At 39.2% G+C, this 17816-nt stretch carries 12 protein-coding genes and 1 other RNA gene; 6 read left to right on the forward strand and 7 right to left on the reverse strand.

What is annotated here, in order from left to right; all coding sequences use genetic code 11:
* Window positions 1–539 precede the first annotated feature (539 nt).
* Entirely contained in the window at window positions 540–1205 is a 666-nt protein-coding gene (locus AB3Y88_RS10910) for a GIY-YIG nuclease family protein (protein WP_054758143.1), read from the reverse strand.
* A gap of 511 nt (window positions 1206–1716) precedes the next feature.
* On the opposite strand from AB3Y88_RS10910, the gene AB3Y88_RS10915 reads away from it, so the two are divergent.
* From AB3Y88_RS10915 to AB3Y88_RS10925, 3 genes are all read left to right on the forward strand, one after another.
* A complete protein-coding gene (locus AB3Y88_RS10915) occupies window positions 1717–2970 on the forward strand; it encodes a hypothetical protein (RefSeq protein WP_156653523.1) in 1254 nt (417 codons plus the stop codon).
* Window positions 2971–2986: 16 nt separating this feature from the next.
* Window positions 2987–4135, forward strand: coding sequence for a hypothetical protein (locus AB3Y88_RS10920; RefSeq protein ID WP_228889345.1), 1149 nt, complete (start codon window positions 2987–2989; stop codon window positions 4133–4135).
* A gap of 318 nt (window positions 4136–4453) precedes the next feature.
* On the forward strand, window positions 4454–5293 hold the full coding sequence (locus AB3Y88_RS10925) for an aminoglycoside phosphotransferase family protein (protein ID WP_056961168.1): 840 nt from the start codon (window positions 4454–4456) through the stop codon (window positions 5291–5293).
* A gap of 744 nt (window positions 5294–6037) precedes the next feature.
* On the opposite strand, the gene AB3Y88_RS10930 is transcribed toward AB3Y88_RS10925, so the two are convergent.
* The 3 genes from AB3Y88_RS10930 to AB3Y88_RS10940 are packed head-to-tail and all read right to left on the reverse strand — an operon-like array spanning window position 6038 to window position 10677.
* A complete protein-coding gene (locus AB3Y88_RS10930; RefSeq protein ID WP_228890180.1) occupies window positions 6038–7009 on the reverse strand; it encodes a Ppx/GppA family phosphatase in 972 nt (323 codons plus the stop codon).
* Between the two features lie 6 nt (window positions 7010–7015).
* Entirely contained in the window at window positions 7016–9172 is a 2157-nt protein-coding gene (locus tag AB3Y88_RS10935) for an RNA degradosome polyphosphate kinase (protein WP_056961166.1), read from the reverse strand.
* Window positions 9169–10677 carry an exopolyphosphatase gene (locus AB3Y88_RS10940; protein WP_228890185.1) on the reverse strand — a complete coding sequence of 503 codons (1509 nt, stop codon included), beginning with the start codon at window positions 10675–10677 and terminating at the stop codon, window positions 9169–9171. Before AB3Y88_RS10940 ends, AB3Y88_RS10935 begins: the two co-directional genes overlap by 4 nt.
* Before the next feature lie 254 nt (window positions 10678–10931).
* Here AB3Y88_RS10940 and AB3Y88_RS10945 point away from each other — a divergent pair, with 254 nt between their 5' ends.
* Together AB3Y88_RS10945 and AB3Y88_RS10950 are read left to right on the forward strand one after the other, a co-directional pair.
* A complete protein-coding gene (locus tag AB3Y88_RS10945) occupies window positions 10932–12053 on the forward strand; it encodes a D-alanine--D-alanine ligase family protein (RefSeq protein ID WP_228890188.1) in 1122 nt (373 codons plus the stop codon).
* 280 nt (window positions 12054–12333) lie between these two features.
* The gene (locus AB3Y88_RS10950; protein ID WP_228889688.1) at window positions 12334–12933 is read left to right on the forward strand and encodes a DNA-3-methyladenine glycosylase I; all 600 of its coding nucleotides are present in this window, start codon (window positions 12334–12336) and stop codon (window positions 12931–12933) included.
* Window positions 12934–13024: 91 nt separating this feature from the next.
* Here AB3Y88_RS10950 and AB3Y88_RS10955 read toward each other — a convergent pair whose 3' ends face one another.
* The 3 genes from AB3Y88_RS10955 to AB3Y88_RS10965 all read right to left on the reverse strand — a co-directional run bounded on the left by AB3Y88_RS10955 (window position 13025) and on the right by AB3Y88_RS10965 (window position 15489).
* Window positions 13025–13504, reverse strand: coding sequence for a universal stress protein (locus AB3Y88_RS10955; RefSeq protein WP_054757358.1), 480 nt, complete (start codon window positions 13502–13504; stop codon window positions 13025–13027).
* A gap of 464 nt (window positions 13505–13968) precedes the next feature.
* A non-coding RNA gene (ssrS, locus tag AB3Y88_RS10960) (6S RNA) lies at window positions 13969–14154 on the reverse strand.
* A 48-nt stretch (window positions 14155–14202) separates the two neighbouring features.
* A complete protein-coding gene (locus AB3Y88_RS10965; protein ID WP_228889684.1) occupies window positions 14203–15489 on the reverse strand; it encodes a replication-associated recombination protein A in 1287 nt (428 codons plus the stop codon).
* 134 nt (window positions 15490–15623) lie between these two features.
* Between AB3Y88_RS10965 and AB3Y88_RS10970 the strand changes: the two genes are divergently transcribed.
* A complete protein-coding gene (locus AB3Y88_RS10970) occupies window positions 15624–17663 on the forward strand; it encodes a hypothetical protein (RefSeq protein ID WP_228889683.1) in 2040 nt (679 codons plus the stop codon).
* The last annotated feature ends 153 nt before the right edge of the window (window positions 17664–17816 follow it).

The following is a 17816-nucleotide window of genomic DNA, read 5'->3' on the forward strand; positions in this document are numbered from 1 at the left end:
AACCAAACACGACGTTAATAGATATTTAAGGAGAGTGTGACATAAGTCGGGAAAATTTGAGTACTAACTCGAAATTACGAACATAGCGAGTACTTTGCTATGAGTAATTCGAAGTTAGACGGAGAATTTTGACTTATGGAACACGTTTATGCAGAATAACTAGAAGGAGAGTGTGACATAAGTCGGGAAAATTTGAGTGCTAACTCGGAATTACGAAGATAGCGAGTACTTTGCTATGAGTAATTCGAAGTTAGACAGAGAATTTTGACTTATGGAACACGTTTATGCAGAATAACTAGAAGGAGTGTGCGACATAAATCGGGAAAATTTGAGTGCTAACTCGAAACTACGGACATAGCGAGTATTTTGCTATGAGTAATTCGAAGTTAGACGGAGAATTTTGACTTATGGAACACGTTTATCCGGAATAAAATAGGGGCTGTGACAAAAGTTAACTTTTATCACAGCCCCTATTATGACTAATTTTTTAAAACAGGTTAGGCACACAACCCGCCAAGATTAAACGGTATTGCGATAAATTACCCAAGTTCTTGGTTAACCATGGGTTTGATCGCTGAAACGAGAATATCGTTATATTTAAACCAATCAAAACCGTTTCTATCGTGACCCTGCTTTTCCGCGGATAAGCAGTGATAAAAATCATAGCAACAAATTGCTGCGCGTGAAAGAGTATGTTTTTGACCACAATAACAAAGTACATGGTTTTTACCATCGAGCACAGTGACCTGAATTTTAGGATCTTCCTTAAATGAAAGCTTTGCACCCGCAGGAATGCTCAGATATTTAAAAGTTCTATTAGGACGTGAACCGATTTTACGCGTAATTATCTGATAAGTTTTACCGGTAATTTTTGAATTATATTCTTCTGGGCGAATTAAGGCTGCGTGTTCATCGTTGAAGGTCAGCAGATCGAAAGCTGTTTTGACCTGATTATAGGTTGCTTTAAAGAATTCTTTGGAGGTGCTTTCGCGTTTGTCAGCTAAAGCACTATGTAATAAACGTTCGGCGTGTTTATAGTTATTGAGCTGGACTGCAAATAGTAGTAGTGTTGGTTTCCCATCTGGAATACCAGTATTATTTAGTTGTGCTAATCGATTTGTTAAATTTTTTGTTTGTCCAATTTTGATATACCCAGGAAAAGATTTATTTTCCAAGGCGTAGACGAATCCTAGATCTTCTTCCATTGCAATGTGCTCCTTAATCCAACCTTAAAATCATAATTTTAAACTACTTTTTACTAAAATTCTCGTTGACAGTGATGGCTGTTAACTAAGCGAAAGTTTGCAATAATGTTACTGCTTATTTTCAAAAAATTCAAGCTAAAAAAAGAATTGTCTAGCAAAATGAAAGTTTTCTGTGTTAAAATAAAAGCGTGGAATTGATCTCTTGATATTAAGGGGGGTGAGAGGTATTGAATGCATTTCCGAAAAACTGTTGCTTAAGTGACTGAAAGGAAGTGATCCTTATATCTCCTAGCAAGTAGGTGACTTGCCTTTGTAAGATATGAAGGGGGCAAAGATAATCTTTTCCCGAATTCAATATATTCCACATTAATAAGAAGAAATTAACAGTCAGGTTGTGACAAAGCAGATGTTTTGTTGCAGCCTCTTTAATTTGGAAAAATAGCAAAAGCTGCAGTGATTTGGTGGAAAGTTGCAGAAGTTGACTAAGTGGCAGTTCTGGAAAGGAAAAAAGATGAAAAAGGTCTTTTTGGTAATCATTGGATTTATCGCAATTTTTTGTGGAGTTGGTTTTTTTCAGGAAATGATCTGGCGGCAGTATCAAGTTCCAAAAATTAGTGGTCAAAAAGCAACACAATTCGATATCAGCAGTGCAACTGAAGAAATTATGCAAAGATACAATAAAAGACTGACAGGGTGGCGGGTACCATATAATTATCGCATCGGCCGTGGATACACAGGAACGATCAGTGATATTGGCAATGATACTACCATGGTCAAAGTAAAAATTTATCCAGCTAGTTTAAACCGGCAGGCACTGAGATTTTTTAAGGGAACTGCACAGCATGGACAAGCCATTAATAGTACAACTTTTTGGAAATTTTCTGCTGACAACAAGCAGTGGCATGTCGATTCTGTTAAAGGAAAACTTACGAAAAGTGTTCCTGCAGCGAGAAAAATGTTTTCTTCAAAGGAGTCAAGTAATAAGCAGCAAGAATCCTTGCCGATACAAACTCCGCAAAAAAATAGTAATGCGCAGTATCGTTTTTTGACAGAAAACAAAAAATTGTATGTCACGTATGATGGTGGCAAGAGCAAGATTGAAGTTCCAGGTGGTTATACGAATGTTTTTAGAACGGCATCTGAAACTAGCAATGAGGACCTAAATAGCGGCAGTTATTTAATTTCACCACAATTTACAGCATTTATTGCTTACCAAGATAAACAAACGGGACTCCTTTTTCGTTTGCGGACAGGTTCTTGGCATTTTTCAGCATTACCAGAAAATGGTTATCGGGCAAATGCATTTATTTCACAGGTGGGAGGGACTTTATATGTGACGTATGCGGTTAACCGTTCCCTAGGGACAGACTATTATGAAACTGTCAAAACCACCGATTTGAGATCTTGGACGGCGGTCCCATTAAAGGAGACCGTTCTTAGTAATTTGAGCTGCGTCTTTTGGGAAAATACTAGGGAGTGTTACTACGCCTCTAAGCTCCATGGGTTACAATATTCAAGTGATGGTGGGCAGAACTTTACTAGTGTAAGCTATGACATTCCTAATAGTTTTAAGCAAACTACGGGTGAGTCGCCCTTTAATTCTCCAGTAAATATGTATTATGCAGCAGGAAAGCTGTACTTAAGAGTTGGGCAAGGCGAAGCGGGCGATTATGCAAAAAAGGGGCAGTTGCAAGAAGGACTCTTTGTAAGAAGTGAGACTGCAACCAATTTTAAATTTGTCAAGGAACAGCCTGCGCGAGATTAAAAAGGAGAGACTTTCATTGAAAAAGATGCGTGTTTTAATTGCGCTTGTGACTGCAATTTGTGCAACATTTTATTTATATAATGCAGCCAAGCTTTATTTTGTTTTTCACGACTTTCGCCAAGGAACGCAGCTTTTAGTAGCAGGAGGGGCCGTCAGCTTATTGTATTTTAGGGAGGCTTACTTAGGACTGCATGTTTCCCAAGTACCTGCGCTTGCTCCCAGTGTTATTTGGAAAAAGAGTGAAAGGCAGCTGCTATTAACTACACTTGCTTTTTTAGCTGCTGAAGTTGGGATTAGCATTGCTGCTTTGCGTTATGCAGAACTTCTTAGTTATCTGAGTGTGCTGCCGTTACTGCTTTTTTATGGGTTGTTGCTTTGGCTTTTCCGAGTTTGGGTACATCATAAGACACACAAAAATGAGCAACTGCAAGCAAAGATTAGGACCTTAAGTCTGCAGCCTTTATTCAAAGGAGAACTGGCAAAAGATCAGCTCGCCTATCAACTATTGCAGCACAGTATAAATTTGCGTTTGTTTTCTTTTGAACTTTACTTGTTTTTTATTTTGATATTATTTCTAACCTTTATCATTTCAAATAGTTCTAGTCAATTTGGAATTTCATGGATGTTTCTTATAAGTAGTCTGATCATATTTTTTGGAGCGTTAGTAGTGTGTGAGAACAGCCGACTTTTAAGCTTAAAACATAAAATTGATCAAGGACACTATCAAAGTGTCTGGGGATTCATCAAACTTTATTTTGCGGTGCCGCAAACCAAGATGACGTTGATTAGTACCGTAATTAGTGAGTATGCTATCGCGGTTTTATATGCGTTGGGGGCTTATCAAGAATGTCATCATTTGGCAAAAGCATTAATATTTACCCCTAGAATACAGCCGTATGTTCTCCGATATCAGTGTGCAGCTTTAATTGAACTTGGAGAAAAGAACGCAGCACAACAGATACTTGACCAACTTAACGAGCGGCTTACAAAAAGCAGCTTAAAGAAAAGACACCAACAGTTGTACGTCAGTGCCGCAATTTTTCAAGCATATTTAGAAGGTGAAAATCAAGTTGCGCGCGCACTTGTGTCAAAACTGCACAGCAATACTGCGACACAACGATTGCTTAAGGAGCGTTTACTTAAACAAATTCAAAAACGTGATTAGAAGAGGTTAGTGCGTATGCCGTTTTATGCAGCCAAGAGCTTAATTTCTATCTCGCATATCTGGTTTAGCAGTGCAGACAATTCCGCTAATTAAAGTGAAGATAAAAGGGGAAAAAACGAGAAGCACATCAAAGAACTACTGACTTTGTTTTTAGACATGTAATTGCCCCCAAAAAGTGAATTTTATTAGTTTATCAGTCTTAGGGTAACTTGTGACAGTGTACAATACAAGTAATTCAGATTGACCGCACCAAGGGGTTCTTGCCATTTGAGAAATAGTTCAGTACAATATAATTAGTTTAGAATGGGGATGAGAAGGTTGCTGGTCGATTTTTTAAATGATTATTATCAAGCTGATTTGAAGAGTATCCATGATGTTGCAGGCAATCAGCATTTGGTGGGGAATAGCAAAATTTATAAATGCCCCTTGTTTGTTAAAATTTTTAAGGATCCTGAAATGTTTTATGCAGAACAGCATGTAAATCAGGTATACTATCCAGAGGTTTATCTTGATAGTGTAATTTTTGAAGATAATTATGTCGTTACGCTTCACGATCGAGAACTTAAAGATCTTGATGAGCGTGAGATAAACCAAGAACGTGCTTATCATTTTGGCCAGCTTCTCGGCAACTTCCATCTGCAGTTAACGGGAAATGTTAAAGTTGCAGAGTCTAAATTGAAATTATCTGAACAATTACAAGAAAAGGTGCAGGCTTTAACCGGTAGTATTTATCAGGCAGATACTGAAATTGTGCTGGAACTTTTACAAAAAGACTTTGACCAGAGTGATCTTGAGTACGAGCAGATCCCTAAAGTCGTACTTCATGGTGATTTTAGTGTACGTAATATCATGGAATATCAGGGAAATGAGATCTTGATTGACTTTGAACGTGCACATATGGGAACTGCGTATCAAGACTTTATTAAATTTTTTTATAATGAAGTCAGGGAACCTGCATTACGGAATATTTTTTTGAAAGGCTACAGTGCAGTGCATGAGTTTGAAATTCCGGGACATGCTTTACAACGTTGTCTTCTGTTTCTCTGTGCGCTAGAAATTTGTGAATATAATCTAACTCACCCAGGGCGTAAATTTGGTTCGATGGCGGCAGGGATGATTAAAACTATTAAAAATAAAGATGCGATTCTTTCGCTTTAATAACTTACAGCCATACTGTAGGCTAAAATAAGGAGCGAGTGTGACATAAGTCGGGAAAATTTGAGTGCTAACTCGAAATTACGAACATAGCGAGTACTTTGCTATGAGTAATTCGAAGTTAGACGGAGAATTTTGACTTATGGAACACGTTTATTCGGAATAAAGAGGGGCTGTGACAAAATTTAACTTTTGTCACAGCCCCTTATTTTTTATTTTGAAAAAATTCATAGCATAGTCACAACCCGACTATCTTGCAATTTGATGTTAGTGCTCAAAGGCTAAACGGTGGTTGTCGGCACTTCTATTTAACGTGCTCCAACCACCAGCCTTCTGCGCCTAAGCCAGAATTATGCGTAACCAAACCCAGGTTACTTTATAATTCTGACCTTAGTCCACGGCGGCTGAACGCTGGAAGTCGGCACTTCTATTTAACGTGCTCCAAAAGGCAGGTTTTTGTGTTTAGCATGGATCACACCGGTAACAAGTTCAGTTACCATTGTGATCCGACGCTAAGCCTCAAAACCTAGCGCCTTTTTGCACACTTCTATTTAACGTGCTCCAACCACCAGCCTTCTGCGCCTAGCTAAAAATTGCGCATAGTCACAGACCGACTATTTTGCAATTTAGCGCTAGTGCTCGAAGTCTCCCGGCGCTTGTCGCACTTCTATCTTAACGTGCTCCAACCAGCAACCTCCTGTGCCTAAGCCAGAATTATGCGTAACCAAACCCAGGTTACTTTATAATTCAGGCCTTAGTCCACGGCGGCTGAATGCTGGAAGTCGGCACTTCTAGTTTACTTGTTTCAAGATAGTCAAAGAACGCACCTTCACGTAGCCCATGATTTGAGAACAAAATTTCAGGGATGTGCAAAGTTCTTAAAATAAGAGAAATTGGGATTAAACCACCAACAATTACATCTGCACGTACTTTTGATAGCCCAGAGATTTTTTCACGTTCTTTTCGGTCACGGTCAACCAGATTTGCAAAAATTTCAAAGGCATTTTGACTAGGCAGCTTGAAACCATGCAGATCAGGCAAAGGATCAAGATTGAGTTTGCGCCGTGCGATTTTTGCAAGCGTTCGATTACTTCCTCCCAGTACGACCAACTTGCTTTTATGTGCTTCAAACAGCCAATTGACATCGGTCAATTCCTTTTCAATTGCGGTCATCGCAAGAAAAAGATCGGAGGCTTTGATTTCATCATTCAAATTAAAAGTCTGAGAAATGGTGACAGAACCAAACGGCAAACTGATCAGCTTGCGGACTTGCTGATCTTTTACTAAAATTAATTCTGTGCTGGCACCACCTGTGTCAATTATCAGACAATTATCTCCAACAGCTAAGGTTTTTGTGACTCCCAGAAAGTCTAAATAGGCTTCTCTACGGCCAGTGATAACTTGAAAATTGAGTCCAATTTCTTTTTTGACTAATTTCAAAAAATCAGCCTGATTTACGGCTTGTCTAACCGCAGCAGTTGCTAAGGCTTCTATATGGACATTTGGTAGTGCCGCGTAGATTTTTTTGAACTCTTTCAAAGCGTTGAGTGTGCGCTCAATCGGTTCTGCTTGTAAGATTTTTTTAGGTCCCATGTTTTCTGAAAGGCGTACCATTTCTTTGAGTTGATGGGTGACCTCAATACTGGCATCTTTCTTAATCTGTGTAATTGTCATTCTAACAGAATTTGAGCCTAGATCGATCACCGCAAAATTAATCATGTGTGCTTATTCCTCCCTCTGATCATCAGGTAACGAGCTATCGTGTTGAGTCATTGGTGTGAACACCGAATCATCACGTGCAGCTTCTTTTTGCCTGTCCAACAATAGCTTATTTTTCTTCTGTGCTTCTGCTACAAAGTATTCTTGCGCACTTAAGCGCGCTAATCCGCGACGATCGATTTTTTCAAAGGACTCGCCATTAAGAACGCGGGTTTTAACATTATCCTCCCACATTGTTTTGAAAATTGAAATTATTTTGCGCTGCAAATCTTCTTGCAAAGCAGGGAAGAGAAGTTCCACACGGCGATCTAAATTTCTAGTCATCATGTCCGCACTTGAGAGATAGACGTCTTCTTTGCCTTCATTATAAAAGTAATAAATGCGACTATGTTCCAAGAAACGACCAACAATCGAGTGTACTTCAATATTGTTACCAATAGCGGGCAGGTCATTTTTTAGACAGCAAATTCCCCGAACAATTAACTGGATTTTAACTCCAGCAGCAGCAGCTTCATAGAGTTTTTCGATGATTTTCTGATCGGACAATGAGTTCATCTTCATTTTGATCAGGGCTTTCTTACCGGTTTTGGAAATTTTAATCTCCTCATCAATTTTTTTGTTAATGAACTCTCGTATTTTATGTGGAGAAATGTGCAGTTTGTGGAAATAAGGCGGTTTAGAATAACCTGATAGCATATTAAAGAGGTGTGAAGCATCGACTCCAATATCACTGTTGGCAGTTAAAATTCCCATATCGGTGTAGAAATTAGCAGTCACGTCATTGTAATTTCCAGTGCCTAGATGGAGATAACGTCTGATGCCATCTTCATCGTGCCTGATGACTAGAGCAACCTTGCAGTGAGTTTTTAATCCAACGAGACCGTAGATAACATGACAGCCCATTTTTTCAAGCTGTTTTGCCCAACGGACGTTGTTTTCTTCGTCGAAACGTGCTTTGACTTCGACTAAAACTGTAACTTGTTTACCATGTTGAGCGGCCATTCCAAGATACTTAATAATTGGAGAGTTCCCAGAGACCCGATACAGGGTCATCTTGATGGCTAAAACATTTGGATCAGTTGCAGCTTGTTCGATAAAACGAACAACGGTTGCAAAGGAATCATAGGGGTGATGCAGCAAAAAATCCCGTTTTCTTAGGGCAGCAAAGATATTTTTACCTGCCGTCAATTTGGGATCCACGAAAGGTTTAAAAGCAGGATAGGACAAATCTGCATGCCCCGTGACTACACGCGGTAGTTTCTTGAGAAAAGTTAGATCAATTGGTCCGTTTATGCGGTAAACTGCCTTATCGTCAACTGCCAGTGTTTTGATAAGCCGTTTACTAAGGCGCTCACTCATTGTGTTCTCAATTTCAAGACGCATTACACCACCATGTTCACGCTGCTTTAATTGTTTTTGAACTTCGCGCAGTAAATCAGAGGTGTCTTCTTCTGCAACATCTAGGTCCATATCACGAATCACACGATAAGCAGCAGCTTCGCTAACCCTGTATCCCGTAAAGAGACTACCGATAAATTCTTTAATCACGTCTTCCAAGAGGATAAAGGTATTGTCTGCATGCGGCAGTCGAATGATGCGTGCGAAAACATCAGGGATGCGCACGGTAGCAAAACGTTTGTTTTTCTCATTACTGCTTTCATGAATTCTGACTGCAATGTTGAGCGAATTATTACTGATGAACGGGAAAGGACGCGATGAATCGTCTGCCAGTGGAGTCAAGACCGGATACAGTTCATCATTAAAATAGCGCCTGATAAATTTATATTGTTCTTCGGTAGCTTCTGAGGCTTTAATAATTCTTATATTATTTTTTTCGAGTTGCGGAAGGAGCGAACGGTTGTAAGTTGTGTATCTTTTTTCGACCATTTTTTGTTCTTGAATGTTAATGGCGTCAATTTGCTCCTTGGGCGTCATTCCGGAAGCATCTGTTGTTTGAATATTAACAGAATACATCTTGTTGAGCGAAGCAACTCGGACCATAAAGAATTCATCGACGTTGCTTTGAGTAATTCCCAGAAAATTAACCCTTTCCAGTAGAGGATTTTCCGGATCACGCGCTTCTTCTAAAACACGTCCGTTAAAGTCAAGCCAGCTTAACTCGCGATTTTTAAAATAACTATGATTATCAAAATTTTCTGTCATTTTAGTTGCCTCCGTTGCTTCAAAATAGGCTTAATGCCAAAGACTTCTTCAAAAAGGTCGGCCTTGTTGGAGAAAGACCATTTTTCTAAAGCTAGATTTTGATTTGAATATGCAGAAATGATCATTTCGGTGTTACGTAATGAAACTGAGATTTTACTGATCTTTTCTTCACGTGAGTCATCAAGTGCGTCAGCCAAGCGCAGCAGTGCAGCTAATTTAGCCACTTTCATTTGAACCTCTGGGTCGAGTTTTTGAAAATGCGGCTGCTGCGATTCGGGAGATTCACTGCTGTGATAGCGTGAGACTTCAGCAATGATCTGATTTTCTTCATTGGAAAGACCGATTAGCTTATTAGCTTCTAGAATGTACGCTGAGTGACGGTAATGGCCTTGTTGATTAATGTAGTTTCCAATGTCTGCAACGATGCAAGCAACCTGCAGTAAAAGACGTTCCCGTTTTCCTAGATGATGGATCTTTTTCAGTTGATCGAAAAGATGCAGTGCAATTTTTGACACGTTTTCACGATGTGATTTACTTGTTAAATAACGCCCAGCAATATTTTCAGCTGCTGTCACGATCATTTCTTCTAAGTGACTTGTTGAAATTCCAATTTTGTCAGCACGTTCAATTGCCAAGCCATCAGAGACTGTTATATTGGTCACAACAATTTTCTTAACATTGATCAATTTGATGATTTTATGAATTAATAAGAAGTAAGGAACGATACGTGCGACATCATTTTCATCAACATTAAAGTAGTCCATTAGAAATTGATCAGAAGAACTAATAATTTTACGGTAGAGTTCATCAAATTCTGTACTGTTTAAAGCGTAATAACTTTTTCCTTGCGGAATGAAACGCTTATTGAGTGCCGTAGCATCTTGAATTATCAGACTGGAAGGAGCTCTTTTCCCAAAGAAAATATGGCGCAGATGTTCAAGTTTGCTGCCAATATAATCATCGAGGACTTCAACTGGATTACTAGTGACGGGTTTTAAAGCAGCAGATACTTCATGAATCTGTACAGCACCCAAGTCAATGTTCCAGGTTGAAGCAAATTTTTGCTTGTTAAAGTGAGAAAGTGAAACACGTTCTGATCCAAGACTTAGCAAGAAAGTAGAGGCCAGGCTGAGTTTTTTAAAATTGTCTAGATGCGTAATCACTGCCGCAGCTTTATAGTACGTCAGCTGACTGGTATTTAACCAGCGAACTCGTAATGAAGTTCTAATATAAATTTGCTCACCCAGATAGCGTGCACTAATTGCGTCTAGTGATTGTTGATTTGCCCAGAAATGATAGTTTTTGACGCCATAATCTTTTAACAGGTGGATAAAGCCATTCAGTGAAGTGGTAATTGTTTCTATATTATGTTTATATTCATAACTGCGATTATCAAAAAAATTAGAAGTTGCACTCTCAACTACCTTGAGAGAGTGCAGATTAATAATTGAAAGATTGACCTGTCTCGAAGTCATATAGATGATCCCGTACAATTTTTCAGCCAAATAAATCACCCCGATTTTTAATTACTACCTTAATTTTAACATGTTCATGTCGGTTATAAAGAAAAGATTATGTAAATATGAGTTCAAAAAGAGCCCAAAATAAAATAACGAAGACATTTAACTGACAAATGTGGTGTTCTCGTGGTATTATCTTTTATAGCAGTGAGAGCTGCTTGGACAACCTTAAGCTAAAAATTATCGTATAATAGAATAAACCGTATAATAAGATTACTGAATAGGAATGAGTTATATTCATGAATAAGAAAAAATTGCACGTTGCATTGTTTTTTGGAGGGAATTCATCCGAACACGATGTCTCTAAGCGCTCGGCGCATAATATCTATGATGCACTGGATAAGGATAAGTACGAAGTTTCAGTATTTATGTTTACCAAGGATGGTTACTTGTTAGGAAACAAGGATTCGATGCGCATTTTTGATGGAGAAGACGAAGATCAAGTTGTGGCGGATGTAGTGCCGCATGTTGATTTTACTAATCCGTTAGCAAACATTCAGAATATTTCTGAAGTAAAGAATATCGATGTTTTCTTCCCTGTTATTCACGGTAATATGGGTGAAGACGGAACTGTTCAAGGACTTTTCCGGTTATTAAATAAGCCGTGGGTTGGAAGCGGTGTTGCTTCATCAGGGATTTCTTTTGATAAGGATTTGACCAAACAGCTTCTGACTTATCATGGGATCCGAAATACTAAGTATGTTGTGGTAACTCCTGAAAATCAGGCTGAGTGGTCCTACGAAAAATGCAGTGAAAAACTTGGAAATGTCCTTTTTGTGAAACCAGCTCGTCAAGGTTCTTCTGTTGGTATTTATAAAGTTGAGAACAAAGCTGAGTTTGACAAAGCAATTCAAGATGGCTTTCATTATGACTTCAAGCTGTTGGTAGAAGAATCAATTCAACAGCCACGCGAGGTTGAATGTTCTGTCCTGGGTAATCGTAAAGCACAAGCTTCAAAGCTGGGTGCAATTAAAATTCCTGAATCAGATGTCTTCTATGATTATAACAACAAGTTTGTTGATGCTTCAGGAGTTGAATTTCAGTTGCCTGTTAATTTACCCCAGGAGTTAGCGGCAGAGATTACGCAGATGTCCCTCGACGCCTTTAGAGTTTTAGGTAACCGCGGATTAGCACGGATGGATTTTCTAGTAGATAAAGATAATGTTCCGTATTTTGGAGAAGTAAATACTCTCCCAGGTTTTACAAACATTTCGTTATATCCACAGTTGTGGGAAGTAACTGGAATCGGGTACAGTGATTTATTGGATCGTTTAATCGAATTAGCTATTGAAGAATTCAACGACAATGCGAAGTTGCATTATGATTTTGTTGAATTGGGCGCAGAAAAGCTTCCAGATTAGATTAAAGGCAATGTTTAAGAGAGTTTGCCGAGAGTTGTAGTTTTATCAGGTAAAATTAAAGAGAGTGTGACATAAGTCGGGAAAATTTGAGTGCTAACTCGAAATTACTCATAGCGAGTAATTTGCTATGAGTAATTCGAAGTTAGACGGAGAATTTTGACTTATGGAACACGTTTATCCGAAATAAAAAAGGGCTGTGACAAAAGTTAAATTTTGTCACAGCCCTTTTTTATACTATTGCGTATTTTATAACAGGAACAATTAAGGAGGCGAGAACAAAATGGTGCATCGGTGTTCTTGGGCAGTTAGCGATGACTTGCTATTACAGTATCATGATGAAGAGTGGGGGAAGATACATGTCGCTGAAAGAGAAAGCTTTGAACTGCTTAGTCTTGGAATCATGCAGGCTGGTTTGAGGTGGGAAGTAGTTTTAAAAAAGCGGATTGCGTTGAAAAAAGCTTTTAAAAATTTTGATATTGAGCTGTTGACGCAGTTGACAGAGGCTGAAATCAGCAGTTTGTTATTAAATCCAAACATTATTAGAAATCGAAGAAAGATTGATGCAGTACTTAAAAACGCCCAGCTTCTGTCTGAATTACACAGACGCACATTTAGGCTTTCACAATATCTATGGCATTTTACGGAGGGGCGGCCAATCATTAATCATTGGCAGTTTGGAAATCAGCTACCTGAAAAGACAATTTTGTCAACGAAAATAGCATTTGAACTTAAAAAAATGGGTTTCAATTTTGTTGGACCAACACTTGTTTACGCATTAATGCAATCGCTTGGGATAGTGAATGATCATCTTGAAAGTTGTTTTTATAAGTATCACAAAGTTATAAATGTAAGCAGTGAAGGTAGAGCGCAGGAAGATTGAGAAGGGCTGTCCCCAAATAAAAAGCCGGCTATCAAATATCCCTAATAGCCAGCCTTGTTATTATTAAATTGTATCATGTTCATTGAAGCGATTATTTCTTTTCGGCTTTGACAGGTTTGTTTTCTGTGTCGGTTCTGACTACCAGAACATCACAAGTTGCAGTTCTAGTAACATATTCGGTTACAGAACCAATCAAGAGACGTTCAACAGCATTGAGACCGGTTGCTCCAATCACAATCAAATCAGTCTTTTGTTCTTGTGGAATATCTTTTGCAATCACAGGCTTGGGTGCACCATACTCAATTGCATAGTCAATATTAGTTATTCCAGCTTCCTTAGCCTGTTTGATGTACTTTTCCATCGTTTCTTTTGCGGTATCTGCAACTTGTTCAACCATAGTCGTATCGAAACTTGAAACATTTTGAAAAGCGCGAGTGTCAACAACATGAAGCAAATGGACCTTTGTTGCTGCACCGTTTCTTTGGGCAACAGCAACCGCCTTTTTGAAAGCCAGCTCTGCTTCTTTTGATCCATCAACTGGAACCAAAACGTTTTTATATTGTTGTAGCATACGAATCACCCCTCCATCTTATCAACTCTATTGTACGTTATGTTGCGTAAAAAACAAAGTAAAAACCTTAGTGGTATTAAACTAATTTATTTTAAAAAATTCAAGGTAAGGATGCTGTTCAAACTTTTGCATAATTAGCAACTCAAGTCTCAACAACATGTAGTTTAGCTGGAGCAAACTTCTTCAAGAGTAAGATTAATCCATTTTATGAAAGAGAGAGGAGTGCTATGAAAAAATGATTATTTGAATGCCTTAATTCATATACTACACATAAAATTAAAGAGAGTGTGACATAAGTCGGGAAAATTTGAGTGCTAACTCGAAATTACGAACATAGCGAGTAATTTGCTATGAGTAATTCGAAGTTAGACGGAGAATTTTGACTTATGGAACACGTTTATCCGGAATAAAGAGGGACTGTGCCAAAATTTAACTTTTGTCACAGTCCCCAGCAAGGAAAACCCTGCAAATCCGTCTAATGCCGTTAATCATCTCTGTAGTTGAACCCGCTGTCTAGCAGGTGGTTTCCGTTAGGCTGAATTCAAACTTCCCCGCTGGGGCATGTCATCGTCCAACTATTCCAGAAACCTAATATATAGGTGTTCGGTCAACCTTACATTTATGAGATAACGCGTACATTCCAGATCTATCTATATTCTAGCATATTAGGAATGTGTTGACAATTTGAGTCATGCTAGCTATAGATGCAAACCCTTAGCTTGAGCCGTTTTTAAGCGTTCATATTGAGCTTTTAATGCTTCTTCATAACGGCCATTATTTTTGGGCTGATAGTAATGTTTTCTTTTAAGAGGGTCCGGGAGATACTGCTGTGCAATCCAATCATGCGGATACTCATGCGGGTAATGATAGTCGATGCCGCGACCTAATTTTGCGGCTCCACGATAGTGAGCATCCTTTAAATGTGCAGGGACATCCCCGTAGCCACCTTTATCAATATCCGAAAGTGCGGCATCGATGGCCATGATGGCTGAATTTGATTTAGGCGCTAAACAGAGATCAATGACTGCGTTTGCTAAAGGAATTCGGGCTTCCGGTAAACCAATTTTTTCAGCAGCAGTCACGGCAGCAACTGTTCGTGCTGCCGCTTGCGGATTAGCTAATCCAATATCTTCATAAGCAATTGTCAAAAGGCGACGGTTAGCACTAATCAAATCACCAGCAGCCAGGAGGCGTGCAAGGTAATGAAGTGCGGCATCAGCATCTGAACCGCGAATCGACTTTTGAAAAGCCGACACAACATCATAGTGGGCGTCCCCATTTTTATCTTGAACGAGCGCCTTATGCTGCAAGCATTCTTCAATAATCTTTAAGGTGATAGTGATAGTCCCGTCGGCAGCAGGCTTGGTTGACTCAGCGGCGAGTTCGAGGGCATTTAAGGCACTGCGCAGATCACCATTGGTTGCACGACAAAGGTGTAATTGGGCAGCGGCTGCTAGCTTAAGCTTTAGTTTTCCAAGACCGCGTTCTTTATCTGCCAGCGCTCTTTTTAAAGCACTTGCGATTTCTTTTTCTGAAAGAGGTTTGACCTCGAAAATTTGTGTCCGACTACGGATAGCGGGATTGATTGCAATATAAGGATTTTCAGTAGTGGCGCCAATTAAAATTATTCTGCCATTTTCGAGATGTGGTAGCAGAAAATCTTGCTTCGGTTTAGTTAGACGATGAATTTCATCCAACAACAAAATCACCGTACCACTCATTTTGGCTTCTGCGACAACAATTTCAAGCTCCTTTTTAGAGTCAGTCGCAGCATTTAGCATTCTAAAAGCATATTTAGTAGAACCAGCGATTGCGCTTGCAATGCTGGTTTTCCCTGTGCCAGGTGGTCCATAAAGAATCATAGAGGACAGCAGTTTTGCGTCCACCATACGGCGAATGATTTTTCCGGGGCCAACCAGATGCTGTTGCCCGACAATCTCTTCTATTTTCTGAGGACGCATCCGATAAGCTAGTGGTTGTTTCATAGTTTCGCTCCTTTTCTGCTTCAATTATAGCATTATGGGGGAGATTCACATAGAATTGAACTAGTGACCGCAATCTGATGCATGTTTTGTTATAATAGTACAATAAGAGAAAAATGAAAAGGTGAGTTACGGAAATGGAATATGATGAAATCGGCAAACAGATCGATTCCGCAAAATTAATGGGTGCTTTTAAGGCACTCCGCTGGCAGCTTAAACAAAGCAGAAAAGTCGCTGAAATTGTTGCCGGCAAATCAAGTGAAGCTTCAAAGATCCCATTGAAACAAAGCGAACGGTGTACGTTTTTTGCAAAAGATGCCCTGCTTGAGTTAAGTACTCATGCAGGGATGAGTAAAGGAAAAGTTTTTTCTGAATTTGAGCTGCTTTTAAGGTTGGTGCAGTCTGCACTTGAACCTGAGAAAAGAATACAAGCTTTTTCCGAGTCCAATTCTAGTCAAAATACAACTACTTTTTATTGGAACATTCCAGAACAACTTTTTAAAACCTTATATGATAATCAGTATCAGCACCTAAAGATAGATTACCTAGTTTTTCGCAACCAATTAGCGCTTAAGGTTTTACAGCAATTAGTAGCACACCACTGGTTATTAACATATTTGACGGGATGTACGCCCTTTTTAACTATGAAGAATCAGACCGCAACCCCGCAAAGAAGTGCTGTTCGAGCAGGTGCAGGTGTACCAGAAAAACCAGTCGATTATCGTACACTGTCTGCCTACATAAAAACTAGACCTGCTTTTGCGACAGGCTTTGGTTTAACAACAACACAACTTGAAAGCAAAGGGGTGCAAATGGAAAGTGTCCGTAGTTTTAAGCTTACGGGGATTGAGTTGAACCCATTCGAAAAGACGGGGTTCAAAGCCGAATTGCTGGACCTGTTGAGTGTAATGACAGCTTATTTTATGTGTACAACTGGAATTGCAGAACAGGAACTCACACCAAAAATACAGGCAGCTTGCAAATTTGAGCAAGTAGTTGCGCGTGAGAATCCATTTGCTCAAAGCGCTTGTTATAAAAAAGCACAACAATTTATCGCAAGTTTATTACATTTTGTTGCGCAGACTCAGTTACAAATATATCAGGGAGGGTTAGAAAAACTCCAAAATTTAGTGACCGATTCAATGCAGACGCCAGCTGCTAAACTTTTGCGTAGCGGACGTGAAATTGATGCTTTCTTTTTGAAAGGTGGGCAATCAACGGCTGGGAAAACAAAAGTCACCGCAAATATGCAATTTTTGCTTAAAGCTGCACTTAAAGAAGGAAAAGACTTTGAAATCATCTCACAAGAAGAGCAACTTTTGCGGATTGAAAATAAATTGGTGTTAAATGGAATAACGGATGCACAAACGAGTGCTTTGTATGCAAAAATCTGGCATGCTCGCTTGCTTTGCCAACAACTTGTACAAAGTCGCGGAATTGGTGTTCCAAATACTTGGACGATCACTAATCCAGCAGAAATTGATGAAATTTATGAACTCATTAAAGAAAGTGCGATTGTAGTCAAAGGAAGTTTTACTACAGGTGCGCTGACTTTTAGAAATGTACCTGCGCGAAAAGTTTTCCGACAAACAGTGCATGGATTCTTAAAAAAGAAGCAAAAATGTGTGATTGAGCAATATCAGGGAGGTGCTGCTTACAGAGTGCTCCTTGTTAAAGGACAGGCAATCAGCATGTTAGAACGAATTCCACAAAATATTGTGGGCGATGGACATAGTCCAGTCAGTGAATTAATCACACGCAAACAGAAGCGCTATGCTCAGATAGAGCGGGATTTTCCATTTGATAACTTACAGCAAAGCAATCTCATTCTTCAGGGAAGAAAAGAGACCAGCATTTTGGCACGCGGTGAGCAACTTTTTTTGCGCTATGATGCAACAACTGGAACTGGGGAAGAGTATCTGGAATGTTTGTCTGAGATGGACAAATCATATTTACAGAAAATACGTGAACTTGCGCAGATTCTGCACCTGCAAAACGGAGCAATCGATATCATCCTGCCTAACCTTTACCAACCGCTCAGAGAAAAGGATGCGCGCGAACAGTTTATTTTTCTAAATGCACATGCGGAACCGTCTTTGACGCTGCATGAACATACTTTGATGCAACAAGATGCACCGGTTGCTGAAAAGATGTTGCAGCTACTTTTGGAATGTTAAATAAAAAGCATTTAGTGTTAGTTTAATATCAGTAATAAAAAGCGACTTTATTTCATGATGGAAATGGTCGCTCTTTTTCTGTCTGGATAAAGCGTAAATCAATTTTAGGGCCTAAGCTATCACCAATAAAATCAAGTACAAAAAAACTGCATA

This window comes from Liquorilactobacillus satsumensis (assembly GCF_964065465.1).
GTDB classification, from domain to species: Bacteria; Bacillota; Bacilli; order Lactobacillales; family Lactobacillaceae; genus Liquorilactobacillus; species Liquorilactobacillus satsumensis.

Bases quoted from the DNA above. Each gene is read 5' to 3' on its own strand.
- AB3Y88_RS10910 (WP_054758143.1), bottom strand. From the start codon at position 1,205: ATGGAAGAAGATCTAGGATTCGTCTACGCCTTGGAAAATAAATCTTTT.
- AB3Y88_RS10915 (WP_156653523.1), top strand. From the start codon at position 1,717: ATGAAAAAGGTCTTTTTGGTAATCATTGGATTTATCGCAATTTTTTGT.
- AB3Y88_RS10930 (WP_228890180.1), bottom strand. From the start codon at position 7,009: ATGATTAATTTTGCGGTGATCGATCTAGGCTCAAATTCTGTTAGAATG.
- AB3Y88_RS10935 (WP_056961166.1), bottom strand. From the start codon at position 9,172: ATGACAGAAAATTTTGATAATCATAGTTATTTTAAAAATCGCGAGTTA.
- AB3Y88_RS10945 (WP_228890188.1), top strand. From the start codon at position 10,932: ATGAATAAGAAAAAATTGCACGTTGCATTGTTTTTTGGAGGGAATTCA.
- AB3Y88_RS10950 (WP_228889688.1), top strand. From the start codon at position 12,334: ATGGTGCATCGGTGTTCTTGGGCAGTTAGCGATGACTTGCTATTACAG.
- AB3Y88_RS10955 (WP_054757358.1), bottom strand. From the start codon at position 13,504: ATGCTACAACAATATAAAAACGTTTTGGTTCCAGTTGATGGATCAAAA.
- AB3Y88_RS10965 (WP_228889684.1), bottom strand. From the start codon at position 15,489: ATGAAACAACCACTAGCTTATCGGATGCGTCCTCAGAAAATAGAAGAG.
- AB3Y88_RS10970 (WP_228889683.1), top strand. From the start codon at position 15,624: ATGGAATATGATGAAATCGGCAAACAGATCGATTCCGCAAAATTAATG.